The 17,521-nt window shown below is 66.1% G+C and carries 19 protein-coding genes and 1 pseudogene; 12 read left to right on the plus strand and 8 right to left on the minus strand.

What is annotated here, in order from left to right:
* The first annotated feature begins 94 nt into the window (after positions 1-94).
* The 3 genes from MUN73_RS19180 to MUN73_RS19190 all read left to right on the plus strand — a co-directional run bounded on the left by MUN73_RS19180 (position 95) and on the right by MUN73_RS19190 (position 2,950).
* Entirely contained in the window at positions 95-1,390 is a 1,296-nt protein-coding gene (locus MUN73_RS19180; RefSeq protein WP_250142122.1) for a glucose-6-phosphate isomerase, read from the plus strand.
* 81 nt (positions 1,391-1,471) lie between these two features.
* The gene (locus tag MUN73_RS19185) at positions 1,472-1,699 is read left to right on the plus strand and encodes a DUF7860 family protein (protein WP_250142123.1); all 228 of its coding nucleotides are present in this window, start codon (positions 1,472-1,474) and stop codon (positions 1,697-1,699) included.
* 126 nt (positions 1,700-1,825) lie between these two features.
* A complete protein-coding gene (locus MUN73_RS19190; RefSeq protein WP_250142124.1) occupies positions 1,826-2,950 on the plus strand; it encodes a CPBP family intramembrane glutamic endopeptidase in 1,125 nt (374 codons plus the stop codon).
* A gap of 300 nt (positions 2,951-3,250) precedes the next feature.
* Here the strand turns inward: MUN73_RS19190 and MUN73_RS19195 are convergent, their stop codons facing one another.
* The gene (locus tag MUN73_RS19195) at positions 3,251-3,709 is read right to left on the minus strand and encodes an NOB1 family endonuclease (protein WP_250142125.1); all 459 of its coding nucleotides are present in this window, start codon (positions 3,707-3,709) and stop codon (positions 3,251-3,253) included.
* A 4-nt stretch (positions 3,710-3,713) separates the two neighbouring features.
* Complete coding sequence (locus MUN73_RS19200) at positions 3,714-3,959, minus strand: PRC-barrel domain-containing protein (protein ID WP_250142126.1); 246 nt, start codon at positions 3,957-3,959, stop codon at positions 3,714-3,716.
* Between the two features lie 268 nt (positions 3,960-4,227).
* On the opposite strand from MUN73_RS19200, the gene infB reads away from it, so the two are divergent.
* The gene (gene infB, locus MUN73_RS19205; protein ID WP_250142127.1) at positions 4,228-6,027 is read left to right on the plus strand and encodes a translation initiation factor IF-2; all 1,800 of its coding nucleotides are present in this window, start codon (positions 4,228-4,230) and stop codon (positions 6,025-6,027) included.
* A 158-nt stretch (positions 6,028-6,185) separates the two neighbouring features.
* Here infB and MUN73_RS19210 read toward each other — a convergent pair whose 3' ends face one another.
* Entirely contained in the window at positions 6,186-7,094 is a 909-nt protein-coding gene (locus MUN73_RS19210) for a PH domain-containing protein (protein ID WP_250142128.1), read from the minus strand.
* Positions 7,095-7,267: 173 nt separating this feature from the next.
* Here MUN73_RS19210 and MUN73_RS19215 point away from each other — a divergent pair, with 173 nt between their 5' ends.
* The 4 genes from MUN73_RS19215 (at position 7,268) to MUN73_RS19230 (ending at position 10,668) form a co-directional block, all read left to right on the plus strand.
* The gene (locus MUN73_RS19215) at positions 7,268-7,621 is read left to right on the plus strand and encodes a hypothetical protein (protein ID WP_250142129.1); all 354 of its coding nucleotides are present in this window, start codon (positions 7,268-7,270) and stop codon (positions 7,619-7,621) included.
* 133 nt (positions 7,622-7,754) lie between these two features.
* A complete protein-coding gene (gene pyrG / locus MUN73_RS19220; protein WP_250142130.1) occupies positions 7,755-9,428 on the plus strand; it encodes a glutamine hydrolyzing CTP synthase in 1,674 nt (557 codons plus the stop codon).
* Complete coding sequence (gene guaA / locus MUN73_RS19225; RefSeq protein WP_250142131.1) at positions 9,428-10,345, plus strand: glutamine-hydrolyzing GMP synthase; 918 nt, start codon at positions 9,428-9,430, stop codon at positions 10,343-10,345. Before pyrG ends, guaA begins: the two co-directional genes overlap by 1 nt.
* Complete coding sequence (locus MUN73_RS19230; protein WP_250142132.1) at positions 10,342-10,668, plus strand: DUF7126 family protein; 327 nt, start codon at positions 10,342-10,344, stop codon at positions 10,666-10,668. The genes guaA and MUN73_RS19230 overlap by 4 nt, the downstream gene beginning before the upstream one ends.
* Positions 10,669-11,082: 414 nt before the next feature.
* Here the strand turns inward: MUN73_RS19230 and MUN73_RS19235 are convergent, their stop codons facing one another.
* A complete protein-coding gene (locus tag MUN73_RS19235; protein ID WP_250142133.1) occupies positions 11,083-11,871 on the minus strand; it encodes a 5-formyltetrahydrofolate cyclo-ligase in 789 nt (262 codons plus the stop codon).
* On the minus strand, positions 11,871-12,434 hold the full coding sequence (locus MUN73_RS19240; protein WP_250142134.1) for a MogA/MoaB family molybdenum cofactor biosynthesis protein: 564 nt from the start codon (positions 12,432-12,434) through the stop codon (positions 11,871-11,873). The genes MUN73_RS19235 and MUN73_RS19240 overlap by 1 nt, the downstream gene beginning before the upstream one ends.
* A gap of 96 nt (positions 12,435-12,530) precedes the next feature.
* Between MUN73_RS19240 and MUN73_RS19245 the strand changes: the two genes are divergently transcribed.
* Together MUN73_RS19245 and MUN73_RS19250 are read left to right on the plus strand one after the other, a co-directional pair.
* Positions 12,531-13,583 carry a zinc-binding dehydrogenase gene (locus MUN73_RS19245; protein WP_250142135.1) on the plus strand — a complete coding sequence of 351 codons (1,053 nt, stop codon included), beginning with the start codon at positions 12,531-12,533 and terminating at the stop codon, positions 13,581-13,583.
* A gap of 146 nt (positions 13,584-13,729) precedes the next feature.
* Positions 13,730-14,065: a DUF7977 family protein gene (locus MUN73_RS19250; protein WP_250142136.1), complete on the plus strand. Its 336-nt coding sequence runs from the start codon at positions 13,730-13,732 to the stop codon at positions 14,063-14,065.
* Between the two features lie 152 nt (positions 14,066-14,217).
* On the opposite strand, the gene MUN73_RS19255 is transcribed toward MUN73_RS19250, so the two are convergent.
* From MUN73_RS19255 to MUN73_RS19265, 3 genes are all read right to left on the minus strand, one after another.
* A complete protein-coding gene (locus MUN73_RS19255) occupies positions 14,218-14,529 on the minus strand; it encodes a DUF7853 family protein (protein WP_250142137.1) in 312 nt (103 codons plus the stop codon).
* Positions 14,530-14,806: 277 nt separating this feature from the next.
* A complete protein-coding gene (locus MUN73_RS19260; RefSeq protein ID WP_250142138.1) occupies positions 14,807-15,373 on the minus strand; it encodes an NUDIX hydrolase in 567 nt (188 codons plus the stop codon).
* Between the two features lie 88 nt (positions 15,374-15,461).
* Positions 15,462-16,427: a diacylglycerol/lipid kinase family protein gene (locus MUN73_RS19265; RefSeq protein ID WP_250142139.1), complete on the minus strand. Its 966-nt coding sequence runs from the start codon at positions 16,425-16,427 to the stop codon at positions 15,462-15,464.
* Between the two features lie 54 nt (positions 16,428-16,481).
* Here MUN73_RS19265 and MUN73_RS19270 point away from each other — a divergent pair, with 54 nt between their 5' ends.
* Together MUN73_RS19270 and MUN73_RS19275 are read left to right on the plus strand one after the other, a co-directional pair.
* Positions 16,482-17,207, plus strand: coding sequence for a PHP domain-containing protein (locus MUN73_RS19270; RefSeq protein WP_250142140.1), 726 nt, complete (start codon positions 16,482-16,484; stop codon positions 17,205-17,207).
* A 123-nt stretch (positions 17,208-17,330) separates the two neighbouring features.
* A pseudogene (locus MUN73_RS19275) lies at positions 17,331-17,521 on the plus strand (transposase); the annotation flags it as partial.

The raw sequence follows: 17,521 nt of genomic DNA on the forward strand, positions 1-17,521 counted from the left end.
AAACCCTTTGGAGACGCCGGACGGGGTCTCGAGGCCCGCGGACGATCGATCGCGTGACGGAACGCCTTTACACCCGGCCGTCGCCCGCACAGGTATGGACGTCGACATCGGAAACGCGCTCGCGTCGGTCGCCTCACCGGGCGTCTCCCGGGAGGCCCTCGATCGGCTGGACGAGCAGGTCGCGGACGCACACGAACGGATCGAGCAGGGGATGGCGAACGCGGATCACGGCTACGAGGCGCTCAACCTCCCGGAGCGGACCGACCCGGACGCGATCCGCGCGACCGTCGACCCCCTCACCGACGCCGGCGCGCTGGTCACGATCGGCATCGGCGGGAGTTCGCTCGGGGCGGCGACGATCGTCGACGCGCTCAGTTCCGACACCGAGACCGTCTTCCTCGACAACGTCGACCCCGAGTGGGTCACCGCGCACCTCGATCGACTCCCGCTCGAGGACACGGCGATCAACGTGGTCTCTCGATCGGGAACGACGGCGGAGACGCTCGCGAACTTCCTCGTCGCCCGCGAGGCGTTCGAGTCGGCCGGCGTCGACTGGACCGAGCGAACGATCGTGACGACCGGCGAGTCGGGGCCGCTTCGCGACCTCGCCGATCGGCACGACCTGCCGTCGCTGAAGGTTCCGGACGGCGTTCCCGGCCGGTTTTCGGCACTCTCGGCGGTCGGGATGGTCGCCGCGGCGGTCTGCGACCACGATCTCGATGCCCTGCTCGAGGGGGCCGCCGCCGAGGCCGAGACGCTCACCGGGTCGCTCTACGAGTGTCCCGCCTACGCCTACGGCGCGACGACCTACGCGCTCGACGCTCGCGGGGCCGGGATGAACGCGATGGTGCCCTACGCCGAGTCGCTCGAGACCTACTCGGAGTGGTTCGCCCAGCTGTGGGCCGAGAGCCTCGGGAAGGACGACCTCGGCCAGACGCCGCTTCGCGCACTCGGCGTGACGGACCAGCACTCGCAACTCCAGCTCTACCGCGCGGGCCCGCGAGACAAGGTCGTCACGTTCGTCAGACCCACCGAAACCGCGGACCGATCGATCCCCGAAACCGAGGTCGACGACCTCGCCTACCTCGGCGACGCCTCGCTCGGCGACCTCCTCGCGGCGGAGTTCGAGGCGACCGAGGCGAGCCTCGCCGCCGCCGGCCGGCCGAACGTCCGCGTCGAGATCGATCGGGTCGACGAGTACGAACTCGGCGGCCTGCTGTACGGGATGGAAGCCGCGTGCGTGCTCGCGGGCGAACTCTACGGCGTGAACACGTTCGAACAGCCGGCCGTCGAGTGGGCGAAGAAGGCCACGCGAGGGCTGCTCGGCGGGGGCGAGTTCGCGGAAGCCGACGCGGTCGCCGAGAAGACGGAACTCCGGGTCGAGCAGTGACCGGTGACGATCGGGCGAGCGGATCGGCGGTCGAACACCGATCCCAAAAAATCCATAGTTCGATCCGGTGATGGGTTCGCTATGGGTTACAACACTGGACTCGACTACGCGCGCTGGACGAAGCGCGGACTCGGCCTCGGCGTCGCGATGTTCGTGCTCGGGGCCGCGATCGCGGGACTTGGCACGCAGCTGTTCGGCTCGCTCCCCGAGTGGGAACTCACCCTCGCCGTCGACATGATGGTGCTCGGCATCGCAACCGGCTTCGTCGCCGTCTTCGGGTTCGGCGTCGTGCTCCCGCTGATCGAGTGAGCGGCCACCGGACCGAAGCCCGTGGTCTCTCACTCGGAACCGAACCCGGTAGCCTCGCGGCGGCGATCGGAAGTGACTCCGGTAGCGTTGCGGAGGCCATATGTGGATACGCACGAACGGTGTACTATGAACGAAACCGCACGGGCCGACGACGCCGGCCCGTACGCTTCCGGGGCCGCACCCGCCGTCGGGACCGTTCTCGCCGCCGTGACGGTCGCCGCGATGGCCGTCCCCGTTCGCCGCGGCGTCGACGATCCCATCGTCTGGACCGGTGCCGCCTTCGCGCTGGCGGCGGTCCTCGCCTTTCTCGGCAGTCGACACGGTCGGATCGATCGCCAGCTCGCCGGCTCGATCGCGGCCGCGTCGAGTTTCGCCGTCGTCTTGCTCTCGGGCTACGCGCTGAACCAGGGCGTGTCCGTTCCGGTGACGCTCCCGGCGATCGGGTGGTCGATCTCGCTGTTGTTCACGGCCTTCCTCACGGCGGGGGTCGCCACGGGGATCGGCGTCGCCGACTACTTCGGGATCGGCGGCCGGGGGCTCAAGGCCCGCGGGCTCCAGGTCACGCTGTTGCTCGTCGTCGGTCTCTCGGGGCTGATCGCGGCGCAGGTCGCGACGATCCTGCTCGCGCTCCCCGTCTTCGCCGTCGTCGAACCACCCCTCTCACAGCTTCAGGCCGTCGTACTCAGCCAGTTCGGCATGGCGTTCGGAACGGCCGCCGTCGCGGTCGGCTACCTCGCGGTCCGCCAGTTCGATCGGTCGTACATCGACCTGAAACTGCCGACGAAGCGTGATGCCGCCTGGACGATCGGTGGAGTCCTCGTTCTGTTCGGTGTGCTGTTTTCGATCTCGCTCCTGTTCCAGTCGACGGGAGTCGAGAGCGCCGACCACTCGACGGCCCAGCAGGCCCAGGAGAACCCCGAGATCATGCTGGTGCTGGTCCCCGCCGCGATCCTGATCATCGGGCCCTTCGAGGAACTGCTCTACCGGAACGTTATCCAGAAATCGCTGTACGAGAGCTTCTCGCGCGTCGGAGCGGTCGTCGTCGCCAGCGTGATCTTCGCGTTCGTCCACGTGCTGGCCTACGGCACCGCCGGCCCGGGACAGATCATCGCCAGCCTGACCGTGATCTTCGGGCTCTCGATCGTCCTGGGGACGATCTACGAACGCACCGAAAATCTCCTCGTGCCGGCGCTCGTCCACGGCGTGTACAACGCGATCCTATTCGCGAACCTGTACTTCACCTACGCCTGATACGGATTGCTGTACCGATTTACCGGCGCAACCGCCGCCCGGATCGCGGTTGCGCCGGAACTGACTTACAGTAAACCGTATGAGTATCGCTTCTGCTTGCCCATCGTTTCCGCCCGTCGTTCACCGGGGACTCACGATCTCCTGGGACTGTCGGTTACCCGCGACCGGCTCCCCGTGCCGTGGTTGCTGACGATGGTGTCAGAACGAGAGTCTATAGTAGCCACTGAAAGTCAATGCACACCCGATCTCAGGCCGGCGTTGCGATCAGTGTGTAACTCGTTTCAGTGGCTACTATAGTTCCTACGACGGATTCTTCCGGGCGAGCTGTGAGCCACAGATCGGGCACCGATCCTTCTCCTCGTCGAACTCCCGTCCACAGCCCTGGCACTGGTAGCGCCACTGGCGCTGTTCGTCGATTCCCTCGCGGGCGATCACCTGGACGTCGACGTTCAGTTTCTCGGCGACGTTTTGCATCGCGTAGTCGTCGGTGACGAGCGTCCCGTCGAGTTCGAAACTGGCCGCGACGAGTCGAACGTCAGTTTCCGAGAGGACCCCGAAATCGCCGGATTCCCTCGCCGCGCGCTGGACCTTCTCCGTGGTGTCCTCGTTCGGGATGTGGATGTGCATCCCCGAACCTTCCATCGCGTCGTAGCGATAGGCGCTCTCGTCTTCGAGTTCCTCGCGGACGAGCGGGATAGTTGCAGTCTGTTCTGTCGTGTGAAAGTCGTGAATAAAAGCCGAGGAGTCGAGAACGTACATACCGTTAGCGCTGGACGACAATGTAGTCTTTCACCGCCTGGACGCGGCCGACGGGGACTAGGAAGCGGCCGGTGTCGTCGAGGTCGAAGTCGACGTTCCGGGGGGACAGTTCGTCGTCCGGTTCGATGACGAGGTCGTGGAGTTTCCCCGATTTGAGGTCCATCGTGATGTTGTAGAGCATTCCCAGTTCAGTTCCGTCCGATCCCATGACGGACTTCCCCGAGAGGTTTTCAGCGAGTATATCGCTCATGCATACCCGTATTTACTAATCGGTATTAAAAACCATGGGGTCGCTGCGAGGCGCTGTCACGTTCCCGACGCTATCGACGACTCGTGCCGGTCGCTCTCACCGTTCGTCTCCGGGTTCCGTCCGATCGTCGGTGATTCCCGGATCGGGATCCCGTCGGACGGCCAGCCAGCACCGATCGGCCGCGAGCACCCGCCGGACAGCACGGATGACGATGGGTTTAACTACCGCTCCGCCGACGCGTTAGACAAGACCTTCTCGGGTGGTCACCATGTCTGATTCGGATACACACGACCCCACATCTCTGCGAACCCCGATCGTCGCTGTCCTCGGACACGTCGATCACGGCAAGACGAGTCTCCTCGACAAGATCCGCGGTTCCGCGGTGATCGAGGGCGAAGCAGGTGCGATTACCCAGCACATCGGCGCGACGGCGGTCCCGCTGGACGTCGTCTCCTCGATCGCGGGCGAACTCGTCGATCCCGACGACTTCGACCTCCCGGGACTGCTGTTCATCGACACGCCGGGACACCACTCCTTTACGACGCTTCGCTCCCGCGGGGGCGCGCTCGCGGACATCGCGATCCTCGTCGTCGACGTCAACGACGGGTTCCAGCCCCAGACGCTCGAGGCGCTCGACATCCTCCGACGGTCGGAGACGCCGTTTATCGTCGCGGCGAACAAGATCGACACCGTTCCGGGGTGGAACGAAAACGAGAACTCCCCGATCAACGACACGTACGAGTCCCAGTCCGATCGGGTCACGTCGCGACTCGACGAGAAACTCTACGAGATCATCGGCAACCTTTCCGACGAGGGATTCTCGGCCGACCTGTACTGGCGCGTCCAGAACTTCCAGCGCAACGTCGGCGTCGTTCCCGTCTCGGCGATGACCGGCGAGGGCGTCCCCGACCTGCTGGCCGTGATGATGGGGCTCTCCCAGCGCTACATGAAAGAGGAGATGGAGATCGACGTCGCCGGCCCCGGCGTCGGCACCGTCCTCGAGGTCAAAGAGGAGAAGGGCTTCGGGAAGACGATCGACATCGTCCTCTACGACGGGACGATCCGGGCCGACGACACGATCGTCGTCGGCGGCCAGAACGATCCGATCGTCACCGAGGTCCGGGCCCTGCTCCAGCCCCGGCCGCTCGCGGAGATCCGGACCGAGAGTCGGTTCGAGAAAGTCGACGAGGTCTCGGCGGCCGCCGGGATCAAGGTCGCCGCGCCGGAACTCGGCGACGCGATGGCCGGCGCACCCGTCCGCGTCGTCCGCGATCGCGACCTCGACGACGTCATCGACGAGGTCGAGGCCGAACTCGCGGACATCGCGGTCGACACCGAAGAGCAGGGCGTCGTCGTCAAGGCCGACACGCTCGGCAGTCTGGAGGCGATGGCCGACGCCCTGGAGGACGCGGAGGTCCCGATCGTCCGCGCCGAAGTGGGCGACGTCGCACCCCGTGACGTCTCCGTGGCCTCGACGGCGGAGGATCCGAAACAGCAGGTCATTCTCGGGTTCAACGTCGACGTGCTGTCCGACGCCGATCGGCGCGCCGGGGTCGACGACGTGACGATCTTCACGGACGAGGTCATCTACCAGTTGATCGAGGAGTACGAGGAGTACGTCGAGGAGATCGAACGCGCCCAGCAGGACACCATCCTCGAGAACATCGTCCGGCCCGCCCGGTTCCGGATCCTGCCGGATCACACCTTCCGCCAGAACGACCCCGCGGTCGTCGGCGTCGAGGTGAACTCGGGGACCGTCCAGAACAACACGAACGTCGTGAAATTCGAGGGCAACGAACCCGAACGCGTCGGCCAGATCAAGGGCATCCAGGAACAGGGCGAGGACGTCGACGAGGCCCGCGCCGGCAACCGCGTCTCGGTCGCGATCGACGGCCCCACCGTCGGCCGCCAGATCGAGGAGGACGACGAACTCTGGACCGAGATCCCCGAGAAACACGCGAAGATCCTCGAACAGGAACTCGCGAGCGAGATCCCCGGCGACGAACTCGAGGCGCTGAACATGTACCTCGACAAACAGCGGAGTCGCGACCCGTTCTGGGGCAAGTGACCGATCGGTCGTCGATCGCACCGTCGCAGTAGCGTTTCTCATCGCCGCGCGTCGAATCGCCCGGGACGATGCTTCTTTCATACGGACTGCTGTAGTCAAGTACCGCCGATCGCCGACCCGTTCTGGTGATCGGCGGTACATAGTTACAGCAATCCGTATCAGTCGGCCGTCTCGACGGCCCGCGAGCCGTGGGTCTCCGCACGGCTCCGAACCCGGTCGATCGCCTCCCGGACCGAGTCGGGATCGTCGATCGCCGATCGATCGCAGCGGAGATTCAGCCAGCGACGCTCGAGGACGAGTTCCGCGTCGGTCAGCCGAACATCCTCGACGTCCGCCCACGGGACGAATTTCTTCGCGTGGGCCCGATCGATCACGAGTCCGGCCTCGTGGGCGCGGATCTCCGGCGGGTTCCACCGATCGCTCGGATCGAAACTGTTCCACGTTCCGCCCCAGTTGAACCGGATCGAGAGGAGCATGACGAGGCCGTACATCGACCAGACGAGTCCTCGCGCGTTCCCGTACCACGCGCCGAGAACGCCGGCGAGGATCAGCAGTGTCGTGAACGCGGTAACGACGGATTCGCCGGACCCGAACCCGACCCGGTGGTACGACCAGGTCGCCGCCGGTTCGTCGGCGGCGACCGCGGTGACGTACCGGTTCCGGGCCATCCGATCGACGCCGTAGGCGGCGACGCCGGTCAGGAGGACCAGCACGATCGCGACGACGGCGAAGCGCTCGGTGACGACGGACGGTGCGAAACCGTAGCCGAGCAACGTCCCGGCGAACGCCGCCGGCGGGACGTAACAGGCGAGGCGACGCCAGCGGCTCCCCCCGATCCGTTCGGGGAGGCCGTGGGCCCGGCTGGCGACGATGTGGCCGACGATCGCCACGGCGGTGACCGTACTCGGGAGGACGCCCAGAAGCGTCGCGGTCGTCGCACCGGCGACCAGGCCAGCGATCGCCACGATCCCGGTGACGACGAGGCCGAGGTAGAACCCGAAGCCGGCCTGGAAGCCGACGTCTGGTTCGCCGACCGCGACGGAAGCGGATCGGTCGTGAGTTGCCACGCTGTTCTCGACTTCGATGCTGGCGTATAAAATAACCCCGGTCCTGTTACTCGATTGTTACTCGATCGGCCGGGACTGCACAGCCGTTCGTTCGGGTCGTGCGGCCGATAGAGTCGGACGAGCACGCACCTGCCCCGTCCAGAATTAACCGCCTGCTCGTGGTAGCCCCGCCCATGCTCGTACAGTTCCGGCAGTACAAACACGAGGAGGTCCAGTTCGACGACAACCGGACGACCGGCGAGTCCCAGACCGAAGACACAGTGAACCCGGAGTCCGAGGAGTACTTCGACAAAGACTTCGACGAGTTCGACGTCGAGACGTGGGAGACCGTCGAGTACGAGGGCGACCCGGTCCAGCGCCGCTCCGTCACGATCGACGGGGTCACCGCCGTCTCCGTTCCGAAGGAGTCGATCGCGGAGGGAGACTCGGATCTTCCCGGACGGACGATCCAGATCCGGATGGAGGGCGGTATCGAGGAGTTCGATCGGGCCGCGATCGTCGAGGTGCAGGACGAGAATCCCGGGTAGCCGGCGGGCGAATCGATCGCCGGAACGGCGACGCCGCACGTCGGCTCGAACCTGTCACAGGCGAGAATGACAGCGTTTCCCGGTGGCGATCCGGTCCCGAAATCGTTTTCAACTCGTCACTCGGACAGTCGGTATGCCGACGGAATCGGACACTCATTATGACCCCTCACTGGGGAACAAGTTCATCTTCGTCACCGGCGGCGTGATGTCCGGACTCGGGAAGGGGATCACGGCCGCGAGCACCGGCCGTCTGCTCAAGAACGCCGGGTTCGACGTCACCGCCGTCAAGATCGACCCGTACCTGAACGTAGATGCGGGGACGATGAACCCCTACCAGCACGGGGAAGTCTACGTCCTTGAGGACGGGGGCGAGGTCGACCTCGACCTGGGGAACTACGAGCGGTTCCTCGACGTCGACATGACCTCGGATCACAATATCACCACCGGGAAGACCTACCAGCACGTCATCGAGAAGGAACGTGCCGGCGACTACCTGGGGAAGACGGTCCAGATCATCCCGCACATCACCGACGACATCAAGCGCCGCATCCGCGAGGCCGCCGAGGGGACCGACGTCTGTATCGTCGAGGTCGGCGGCACCGTGGGCGACATCGAGGGGATGCCCTACCTCGAGGCCCTGCGCCAGTTCGCCCACGAGGAACCCGAGGAGAACGTCCTGTTCGTCCACGTCACGCTCGTTCCCTACTCGAAGAACGGCGAACAGAAGACCAAACCCACCCAGCACAGCGTCAAGGAGGTCCGATCGATCGGCCTCCAGCCCGACGTGATAGTCGGCCGCTGCGAGGACCGACTCGATCCAGAGACGAAGGAGAAGATCGCACTGTTCTGTGACATTCCTACCGAAGCGGTCTTCTCGAACCCTGACGTCGAGGACGTCTATCACGTCCCGCTGATGGTCGAGGACGAGGGACTCGACCAGTACGTCCTCGAACGGTTCGGACTCGCAGACGAGGCACTCCCCGGTGGCGAGCGGACGAACGACTGGCGCGAAATCGTCACGACCGAAAAGAACGGGTCGGTCGACGTCGCGCTGGTCGGCAAGTACGACCTGGAGGACGCCTACATGTCGATCCACGAGTCGCTGAAACACGCCGGCTTCGAGTGCGGGGTCGACGTGAACACCCACTGGGTCTCCGCCGGCGAGATGGCCGAGGGCCACGACGGCCAGCTCGACGACGTCGACGGCGTCATCGTCCCCGGCGGCTTCGGGATGCGCGGCTCGGAGGGCAAGATCGAGGCTGTCCGCTACGCCCGCGAGAACGACGTGCCCTTCCTCGGACTCTGTCTCGGCTTCCAGATGGCCGTCGTCGAGTACGCCCGGAACGTACTGGGACTCGAAGACGCCCACTCGGCGGAGATGGACGAGGAGACGCCCCACCCGGTCATCGATATCCTGCCGGAACAGTACGAGGTCGAGGACATGGGCGGCACGATGCGGCTGGGCGAGCACACGACCGTGATCGAGCCGGAGACGCTCGCGTACGACCTCTACGGCGACACGTCCTGCTCGGAGCGCCACCGCCACCGCTACGAGGTCAACCCCGAGTACTTCGATCAGTTCAAGGAGGTACCGCTCGTCTTCTCCGGTACCGCCGGCAACCGGATGGAGATCCTCGAACTCGAAACCCACCCGTACTTCCTCGGGACGCAGTTCCACCCCGAGTACACGTCCCGGCCGGGCCAGCCGAGCCCGCCGTTTCTCGGGCTCGTCGAGGCCGTTCTCGAGCAGACCGACGAATCGGCAGCCGACGCCGACACCGATGCGGAAACGGAGGTAACCCACTGATGGTAGACACGGACACGTTCGTCCCGGACGCAGTTGCAGAGATCGAAGACGAAATCGGCGACGCGAGCGCCGTCATCGCCCTTTCGGGCGGGGTCGACTCCTCGGTCGCCGCGGCGCTCGCCTACGAGGCGATCGGCGATCGACTCACCCCGGTCTACGTCGACACCGGCCTGATGCGGAAAGGCGAGACCGTACAGATCCGCGAGACGTTCGACTACATGGAGTCGCTGCGGATCGTCGACGCGAAAGATCGGTTCCTCGACGCACTCGCGGGCGTGACCGACCCCGAGGAGAAACGCGAGGTCATCGGCGAGCAGTTCATCCGCGAGTTCGAGCGCGAGGCCACGGACGCGGGCGCCGACTACCTCGTCCAGGGGACGATCTACCCCGATCGGATCGAGAGCGAGGGCGGGATCAAGTCCCACCACAACGTGGGCGGACTCCCCGACGTCGTCGACTTCGAGGGCATCGTCGAACCCGTCCGCGACCTCTACAAGGACGAGGTTCGAGAGGTCGCACGCCACCTCGGACTGGACGAAATCGTCGCCGAGCGGATGCCGTTCCCCGGCCCGGGGCTCGCGGTGCGCGTGATCGGCGAGGTCACCGAGGAGAAACTCGAGGTCGCTCGCCACGCCTGCCACGTCGTCGAGGAGGAACTCGAGGAGTACGAGCCCTGGCAGGCCCTCGCGGCCGTGATCGGCAAGGCGACGGGCGTCAAGGGTGACAACCGCGTCCACGGCTGGGTCGTCTCCGTCCGCTCGGTCGACTCCCGGGACGGGATGACCGCCCGCGCCCAGGAGATCGACTGGCAGACGCTCCAGCGGATCCAGTCGCGGATCACCGGCCAGAACGAGAACGTCGCCCGCGTCGTCTACGACGTAACCCACAAACCGCCCGCGACGATCGAGTACGAATGAGCATGGACGCGATCGTCGCCGGTCCGGACGAGGACGGCATCGCGGACGCACTCGAGACCGAAGGCGTCGAGGTGACCCGCGTCACCGGCGTCGTCTCGCGGCCCGCACTCGAGGAGGCGGGGATCTGCGATGTCGCCCTGTACGTCCTGACCGACGTCGGGCAGGCGACGACCATCCCGATCGCACACGACCTGAACGACGACCTGCGAACGGTCACGTACGCGCGGGAGACGATCCCCGAGTTCGTCAAGGGGCAACTCGATCTCGCGATCGACCCGCAGTTGATGGACGCCACCGTCGTCGCCGAAGAACTGACTGGCTGACGGCCTGATCCGGATCGGTCGGCCGCCGTCCAGCTGTCAGCTCGACATAAAGTTAATTTAAAACAATTATAAACACTCACATCTCCGGTATAAACTTTCTCGGACCGGTTTTCGATCGGTTGAATTCGAATTGAATTCGGGAGAATTCGACATAAGACTCCGATACCGTCTCCCCCGTTCAAGTGGGTCCCGCCACAAGACTCGCGTGGAGGTCGACGGGCAGACCCCACCGAAGGCACCCACAGCCTTGCCCCGTGACTTCCAGCAACCCCACCACAGCACCCTTCCCCCACCATTGCCACACCGTTTCCCGTTCGACCTCGCAGGCGTTTGCACCGGCCTGCGACGTCGCGCGGTTCTGGCACCCGGGGCGTCCCCGCGCCCCGGACGCGTTTTCGTACTCGACAGAGGCGGCTATCCGTCCGATCGATCGTGAAGCCGCTGTAACACCGGAATCTCCTCGCGTCGCTCCCCGTCGAGCAACGTCCAGTCGACGCCCGTCGGCTGGCGCTCGACGGGTGGCCGAAGCGTCCGCTCGGTCGTGACGACCAGCGTCATCGCGACGTCGTGGTCACCGATCGCGACCGGGTCGTCGATCACCTGTCGCTCGTGGACCGTCGTCGCGACCGGTGTCCCGTCGTCGACCAGCCCGAGATCCCGGAGAACGGCGTACTCGAGGTCGCTGTAGCCCTCGCCTTTGCCGATCCGGCCGCCGTCCGTCGTCACTGCGACGCTTCCGGAGACGACGAGATCGATCGGTTCGACGGCCTCGGGGCCGACCTGTTCGCCGTGCGTCGACGATCCCGAGACCGTCGTCGCCGCGTCGTAGTCGTCGAGCGCGTCGGGATCGAGTTTCAGGAAACACCGCTCGTCCGCGAGTCTGGGGACGGCCATGTAGACCGTCTTGCCGTCCCGCAGGGCCCGCCGGCGGACGGGGAGTTGCGGGGCATCGGGGTTCGCCTTGATCGTCTCGGCCGCCTCCCACTCTGGCTGGTCTGCCAGCCGATCGGCGGCCCGGTCCGCACCCGCGAAGTTCGGAATGCGGCCGTGCGGTGGGAAGGGGAACCGGGCGACGCCGCGCTCTTCCAGTTCGTCCCAGATGCGCTGTCGGATCGGCTCCTTCTCGACGGCCCCGGCCGCGTGATCGTCGTCACCGCGGTCGTCAGTCCGATCGCCGTCGGCGCGGTCGTCGTCGCCGGCCATCACTCGTCACCGTCCACGTCGGGATCGACCTCGTCGGACGCGTCTGCGGTGCGGTCCGATCTGGCGAGGTCGACGAGCGCGCCCGCCTCCGGGAGGATGATCTCCTCGATCGCGAGCGCGGCCGCGTCCGGATCGCCGGGGAGACAGAAGACGAGGACCTCCCCGGAGACGCCGGCGAGGGTGCGCGCCGAGACGATGCGCGAGCCGACCAGTTCGTACCCGAGCTGCGTGAACAGTTCGTCGAAGGCGGTGAGTTCCTGTTCGAGCAGGGGTTCGACGGCTTCGAGCGTGACGTCGTCGGGTTCGATACTCGTCGCACCGGCGGTGACCACGAGGTCGACGTCGTCCCGTTCGATCATCCGCTCGACGATCGACTGGACCTTGTCGTAGTCGGTGCCGACGTGTTCGCGCATGGCGATCTCGTGGCCCTCGGCTTCCAGCCCCGTGACGACGGCTTCGCCGACCTCGTCCGACGCGAGGTCGCGATCGGCGGCGATCGTGACGACGCCGACGCAGAACGTGCGCTCGTCGGCGTCGGTGGCGCCCGCGTTGTGCTCGCTCATACCTCGACGTTCCACCGGGAACGAATAAAACGCATGGCACGCCGACCGGGAGAGCAGCCCAACTGTTATGCCTCCGGTTTCCGTCAGTCCGCGTGTATGCAAGCGGTCAAGATAACCGAACACGGCGACACGGACGTCATCGAGTACGGCGACTATCCCGATCCCGATGTCGGCCGGGACGAGGTCCTGGTGGACGTGAAGGCGGGTGCGCTGAACCACCTCGACGTCTGGGTCCGCCGTGGGCTGCCGACCCTCGACCTCGAGATGCCCCACGTCCCGGGTAGCGACATGGCGGGCGTCGTCGCGGAAACCGGGCCCGAGGTCACCCAGTTCGAAGAGGGCGATCGGGTCGCGCTCACCGCCGGGGTCAACTGCGGCGAGTGCGAGTTCTGTCGCCACGGCGATCCGACGCTCTGTGTCAACTTCCACCTGATCGGCGAACACGTCACCGGAGTCCACTCCGAGTACGCCGCCGTCCCCGAGGACAACCTGATCCCGGTTCCCGAGGGCGTCGACTGGGTCACCGCGGGGGCCTCGTCGCTCGTCTTCCAGACCGCCTGGCGGATGCTGATCGATCGAGCGGACATCGAACCGGGCGAGAAGGTCCTCGTGCTCGGGGCGAGCGGCGGCGTCGGCCACGCCGCCGTCCAGATCGCCGACTACGCCGGCGCGGAGGTGTACGCGACGGGAAGCACCGACGAAAAGCTCCAGCACGCGCGCGACCTCGGTGCGGACCACGCCGTCAACTACGAGGAGCAGAACTTCGCGAGCTGGGTGCGCGAGGAGACCGGCGGCCGCGGCGTCGACGTCGTCGTCGACTACATTGGGGCCGGCACGTGGCGCGATTCGATCAAGAGCCTCGCGAAGGACGGTCGGCTGGTCACCTGCGGCGGGACCGCCGGACCGAACCCCGAGACGGACATCCCGCGGATCTTCTGGAACCAGCTGCACATCATCGGCTCGACCATGGGGACGCCCGGCCAGGTCGACGACGTGATGGAACTCGTCTGGGACGGCACCTTCGAACCCGCGATCCGCGAGGTGATGCCGATGAGCGAGACACCCCGGGCCCACGAGATCATCGAGGGCCGCGAGGGCTTCGGCAAGGTCGTCGTGCGTCCCGATAGCGAACTCGATAGTAGCAACTGAAACGATTTACACACTGATCGCAAAGCCGTCCTGCGATCAGGTGTGCATTGGCTTTCAGTTGCTACTATAGGCCCCGGCCGAACAGGTTCGGCCGCGATCGGTACCGGAACCGTGAGGGCTTTCCTTTCGCGCCCGAAACCTCGACCGTGACCTCGAGCGACGACGGCGGCTACGTGCACGAACCCGGAGCGTTCGACGAGGACGGGACGCGCCGGGAGTCGACCGACGACGCGCCCGGGAAGGTCGCTTCGACCGACGACCGGGTCGGCGATCCGCCCCATCCCGAGACGGCCGATCGGGAGTTCGACTGGCGCGGCTGGGCGCTCGTCGCCGTCATCGGCTTCGCGTTCGTCGTCGCTCCGGTGGCGATCCTCCTGTTCCCGCCCGGTGCCGAGGGCTACCGGTTCGCGCTGCTCATCTTGCCGCTCTTTCCCGCCCTCCTGCTGGCGCTGACCGCCGTCTGGGCGACGACGCGGCCCTGACTGCTCACATCCTGGCGCATTCGGCGTCGGCTACTCGCTGCGCGTCGTTGCGGAGTCGAAAACGATTCCTCTTATACGGATCGTTGTAACGTTTTACCGGTTATCGCCCAACCGGGGCGGCGATCACCGGTAACGAGTCACAACAGACCGTATCAGTGCTCGGCCTCGAGGAACTCCTCGAGCCGTGTCAGTACGGCCGATCCGTGGACGACGTCCTGCTGGGGTGTCTCGTCTTGGTCGACGTACTCGCCGAGCGCGTCGTGGAGGCGACGCGCCTGATAGCCGGTGAGCGTCTCCGCACCGGATTCGATCGTCTCGACCAGTTCGAGCGTCCAGTCCGGCGGGGACTCGTCGTCGTCGAGCGCGTCGTCGACGCGCGTCGACAGGACGTGGTGGACGACCCACTGCTCTTCTCTGGAGAGCGTGACTTCGTGCGTCTCGGTTTCCTGGGGTGTGGAACTCATTACGTCACACGGACCGATTTGTCGGCCCTCGGGCAACGCTACGAAGGGCGGTGTAATAAACCTTGTTACCAATTGGCATGGTGGCGGCGACGGCGTCGCGTCTCGGGCCAGTCTGCCGGGCGAGAACGCCGTGCAACCGATCGCGTTCGGAGCCGTCCGGCCAGCCGATCGCGGAGGTCGCCGCAGGTATCGTCCGATCGACCGATCGCGGACGGTCGTCTCGAAGGCTCGATCGAAAACGGGGCCTTCGGCGGCAGTTCGTGGGTCGCGAGGGATCTCAGTCCGATCGGACGTCCCGGCGCATCGCGATCTCGAACCACGGGCAGAGCCGAAGCTGGCGGTACCACTCGGGGTTCGAGTGGAGCCGTTCGTAGGGGACCCACATGAGGCCGGCGACCTCCTCCTCGTCGGGATCGAGCGTCGTGTCCGTCAGCGTAAGCTGGAGAACGGCACAGACCTCGTGTTCGACGCCGGCGTTCTCGAAGTAGCGCTTGTACTCGAAGCGATCGGTCAGGCGCAGGTCGTCGTACTGGTCGGGCGTGATCCCCAGTTCCTCCTCGAGCCGCTGGCGGGTGGCCTCCTCCTGGCTCTGGCCCTGGACGGGGTGGGAGGCGACGGTGCCGTCCCAGTACGTGCCCCAGAGGCGCTTTCCGGGAGCCCGCTGGGCGAGCAGGATGTTGTCCTCATCGTCGAAAACGAGCGAGGTGAACGCCCGATGGCGGATACCGTCGCCCGTGTGGGCCTCGAGACGGTTGACGAGGTCGAGTTCGGTGTCGTCTTCGTCGACGGCGATGACGTCCTGAGATGCGTTTTCGTGCGGGAGGTCGTCCTCCTGGGTGCTCATACGCCCACAATTACGGCGGCTCTTGAAACCAGTATCGGCTCGATCGCCTCGAGCGTGTCGGCGTGGTCGCGATGCCCGCGAGCGGCCGTCAGCGATCGCCGTCGTTCGACACTGAGATCGGCCACAGCTCTCCGTCGTCGGGATCCGGCTGATAGCCGTCACCGACGGCGAACCTGAGCGCCGTCGGCTTCGTCTCGAGGTGTAGCGTTCGGGTCTCGAGCATCTCCCCGTCGAGGCTGTACTCGACCGCGTCCCGCCGACTGTCGAGGACGAGCGACGGCGTCCGGCGCCGGACGATGTGCGTGCTGTCCGCGCCGAACAGGCCCTCGAGCGCCGCGCCGCCGAGCAGGTCGGTCGTCGCGGCGTCTTCGACGATCGTGACCTCGAACAGGCCGTCCTCGACGTTTGCCTGCGCTGCGCGGCTCCCGCTGAACCGCCGGCAGTTTCCGACGAAGACGAACAGGGCCTCGCCCTCCCAGGCCCGTGCCGACTCGCCGTTCGGTCCCGCGGCCGTCTCCAGTCGTAACGGGAGCGAGTCGAACGAGCCGATCGTATCCAGCGTGTTCTTGACGTACGCGAGCACGCCCAACTCGGCTTTGCTCTCCGAGGTCGTCTCGCTGCTCGCTTCGGCGGTGACACCCCCCACACAGGAGTTGACGAAGAGCCGCTCGTCCGCGGTCCCGACGTCGATCGATCGGCGTCGACCCTCCTCGATCACGGCAAAGGCGTGTTCGATCCCCCGAACGCCGACGTTCGTCGCGAAGTTGTTGCCCGTCCCGGCAGGGACGACGGCCGCGGTCGTCGTTTCGAGTTCGTCCGCTTCCCCGATCCCGTTGACGACCCCGTTGAGGGTCCCGTCGCCGCCGGCCGCGGCAACGAGGTCCGCGTCGGGCGCGGCCTCGCGGGCCAGGCGCTTCGCGTCACCGCTCTCCTCGGTCTTTCGGATCTCGAAGCCATGCTGGACCCCGAGTTCGATCACGTCGTCGACGTGGTCCTCGCTCCCGCTTACGGGATTGAGGACGAGAACGCGATCGCTCGCTCCGTCGGATCCCATGCTGCGGTTCATGCCGGCCGCACGCAAAAGGGCCTCCCCGGCGTTTGCCCCTGTATGTACGCCGTCGACCTCCACACGCACACGCGATTCTTCCACGGCCGTCGCACCCTCGGTGACCGGTTCGACCCGCTCGGCGTTCGACTCCTCGCCGCGGCGGCCGAGCGACGCGGCCTCGACGGGATCGCGACGACCAACCACGATTACTACACGGCGTTCGACCCCTCTTCGACGCTCGAGACCCTCCCGGGGATCGAGATCACGACCGATCGCGGCCACGTCCTCGTCGTCGGCCCCGATCCGCCGGCGGCGACGAAGCCGGGGGCACTCTCCCCGGACGAGGCCGTCGCACTCGCTCACGACCGGGACTGCGCCGCGATCGTCGCCCATCCCTTCCGGAACAGCACGGTGCGGGAACTCGAGGAGGTCCCGTTCGACGCGATCGAGGTCAACGGTAAACACCCGCGCTCGCAGCCGCTCGTCGAGGAACTCGCGGCCGAGCGGGACCTCCCACTGGTCGGCGGCAGCGACGCTCACTACCCCTTCGAGGTGGGGCGGGCGTACACCGTCGTCGACGCGGACCGGCTCACCCCCGCGTCGATCGTCGACGCGATCCGCGACGGGAACGTCAGCGCGCGCGTCTCCCGCTCCTCGCTCGATCGGGCCCTGCGCCGGGGATACCGGGCGATCCACCGCCGCAAGCACGTGATCGACGCGATCGAACGACCGACGCCCGGCGTCGGGGTGCCGCCCGGTGAAAACGAAGCGGGCGGCGGCGAGTGATGAGGACGCAGCAAAAACGGGTCTGGCGGGCGAAGATCGTCTCTTACGGAGAATCAAGGAGAAAGCCCCGCCCTTCACAGTAGACGCCGAACCTAATTCACGACACTGCTGGTGAAGTTGTCTATGGTCAAGACAACCGAAGCAAAACAGGTCTGTCGTGCCGCATCAACTCTTGTCTACCCAGAACTCGACTTTGACATCAAGTCGTGTGGAAAGTACACGAGAGAGGACTTTCTCGAAGTCCTCTCTCGGATCGCTTTTGATCAAGAGTTCGCCAATACAGGCGGGAAAACGTACCAGTTAGATCACAAGGA

The organism is Halosolutus amylolyticus, assembly GCF_023566055.1.
GTDB classification, from domain to species: domain Archaea; phylum Halobacteriota; class Halobacteria; order Halobacteriales; family Natrialbaceae; genus Halosolutus; species Halosolutus amylolyticus.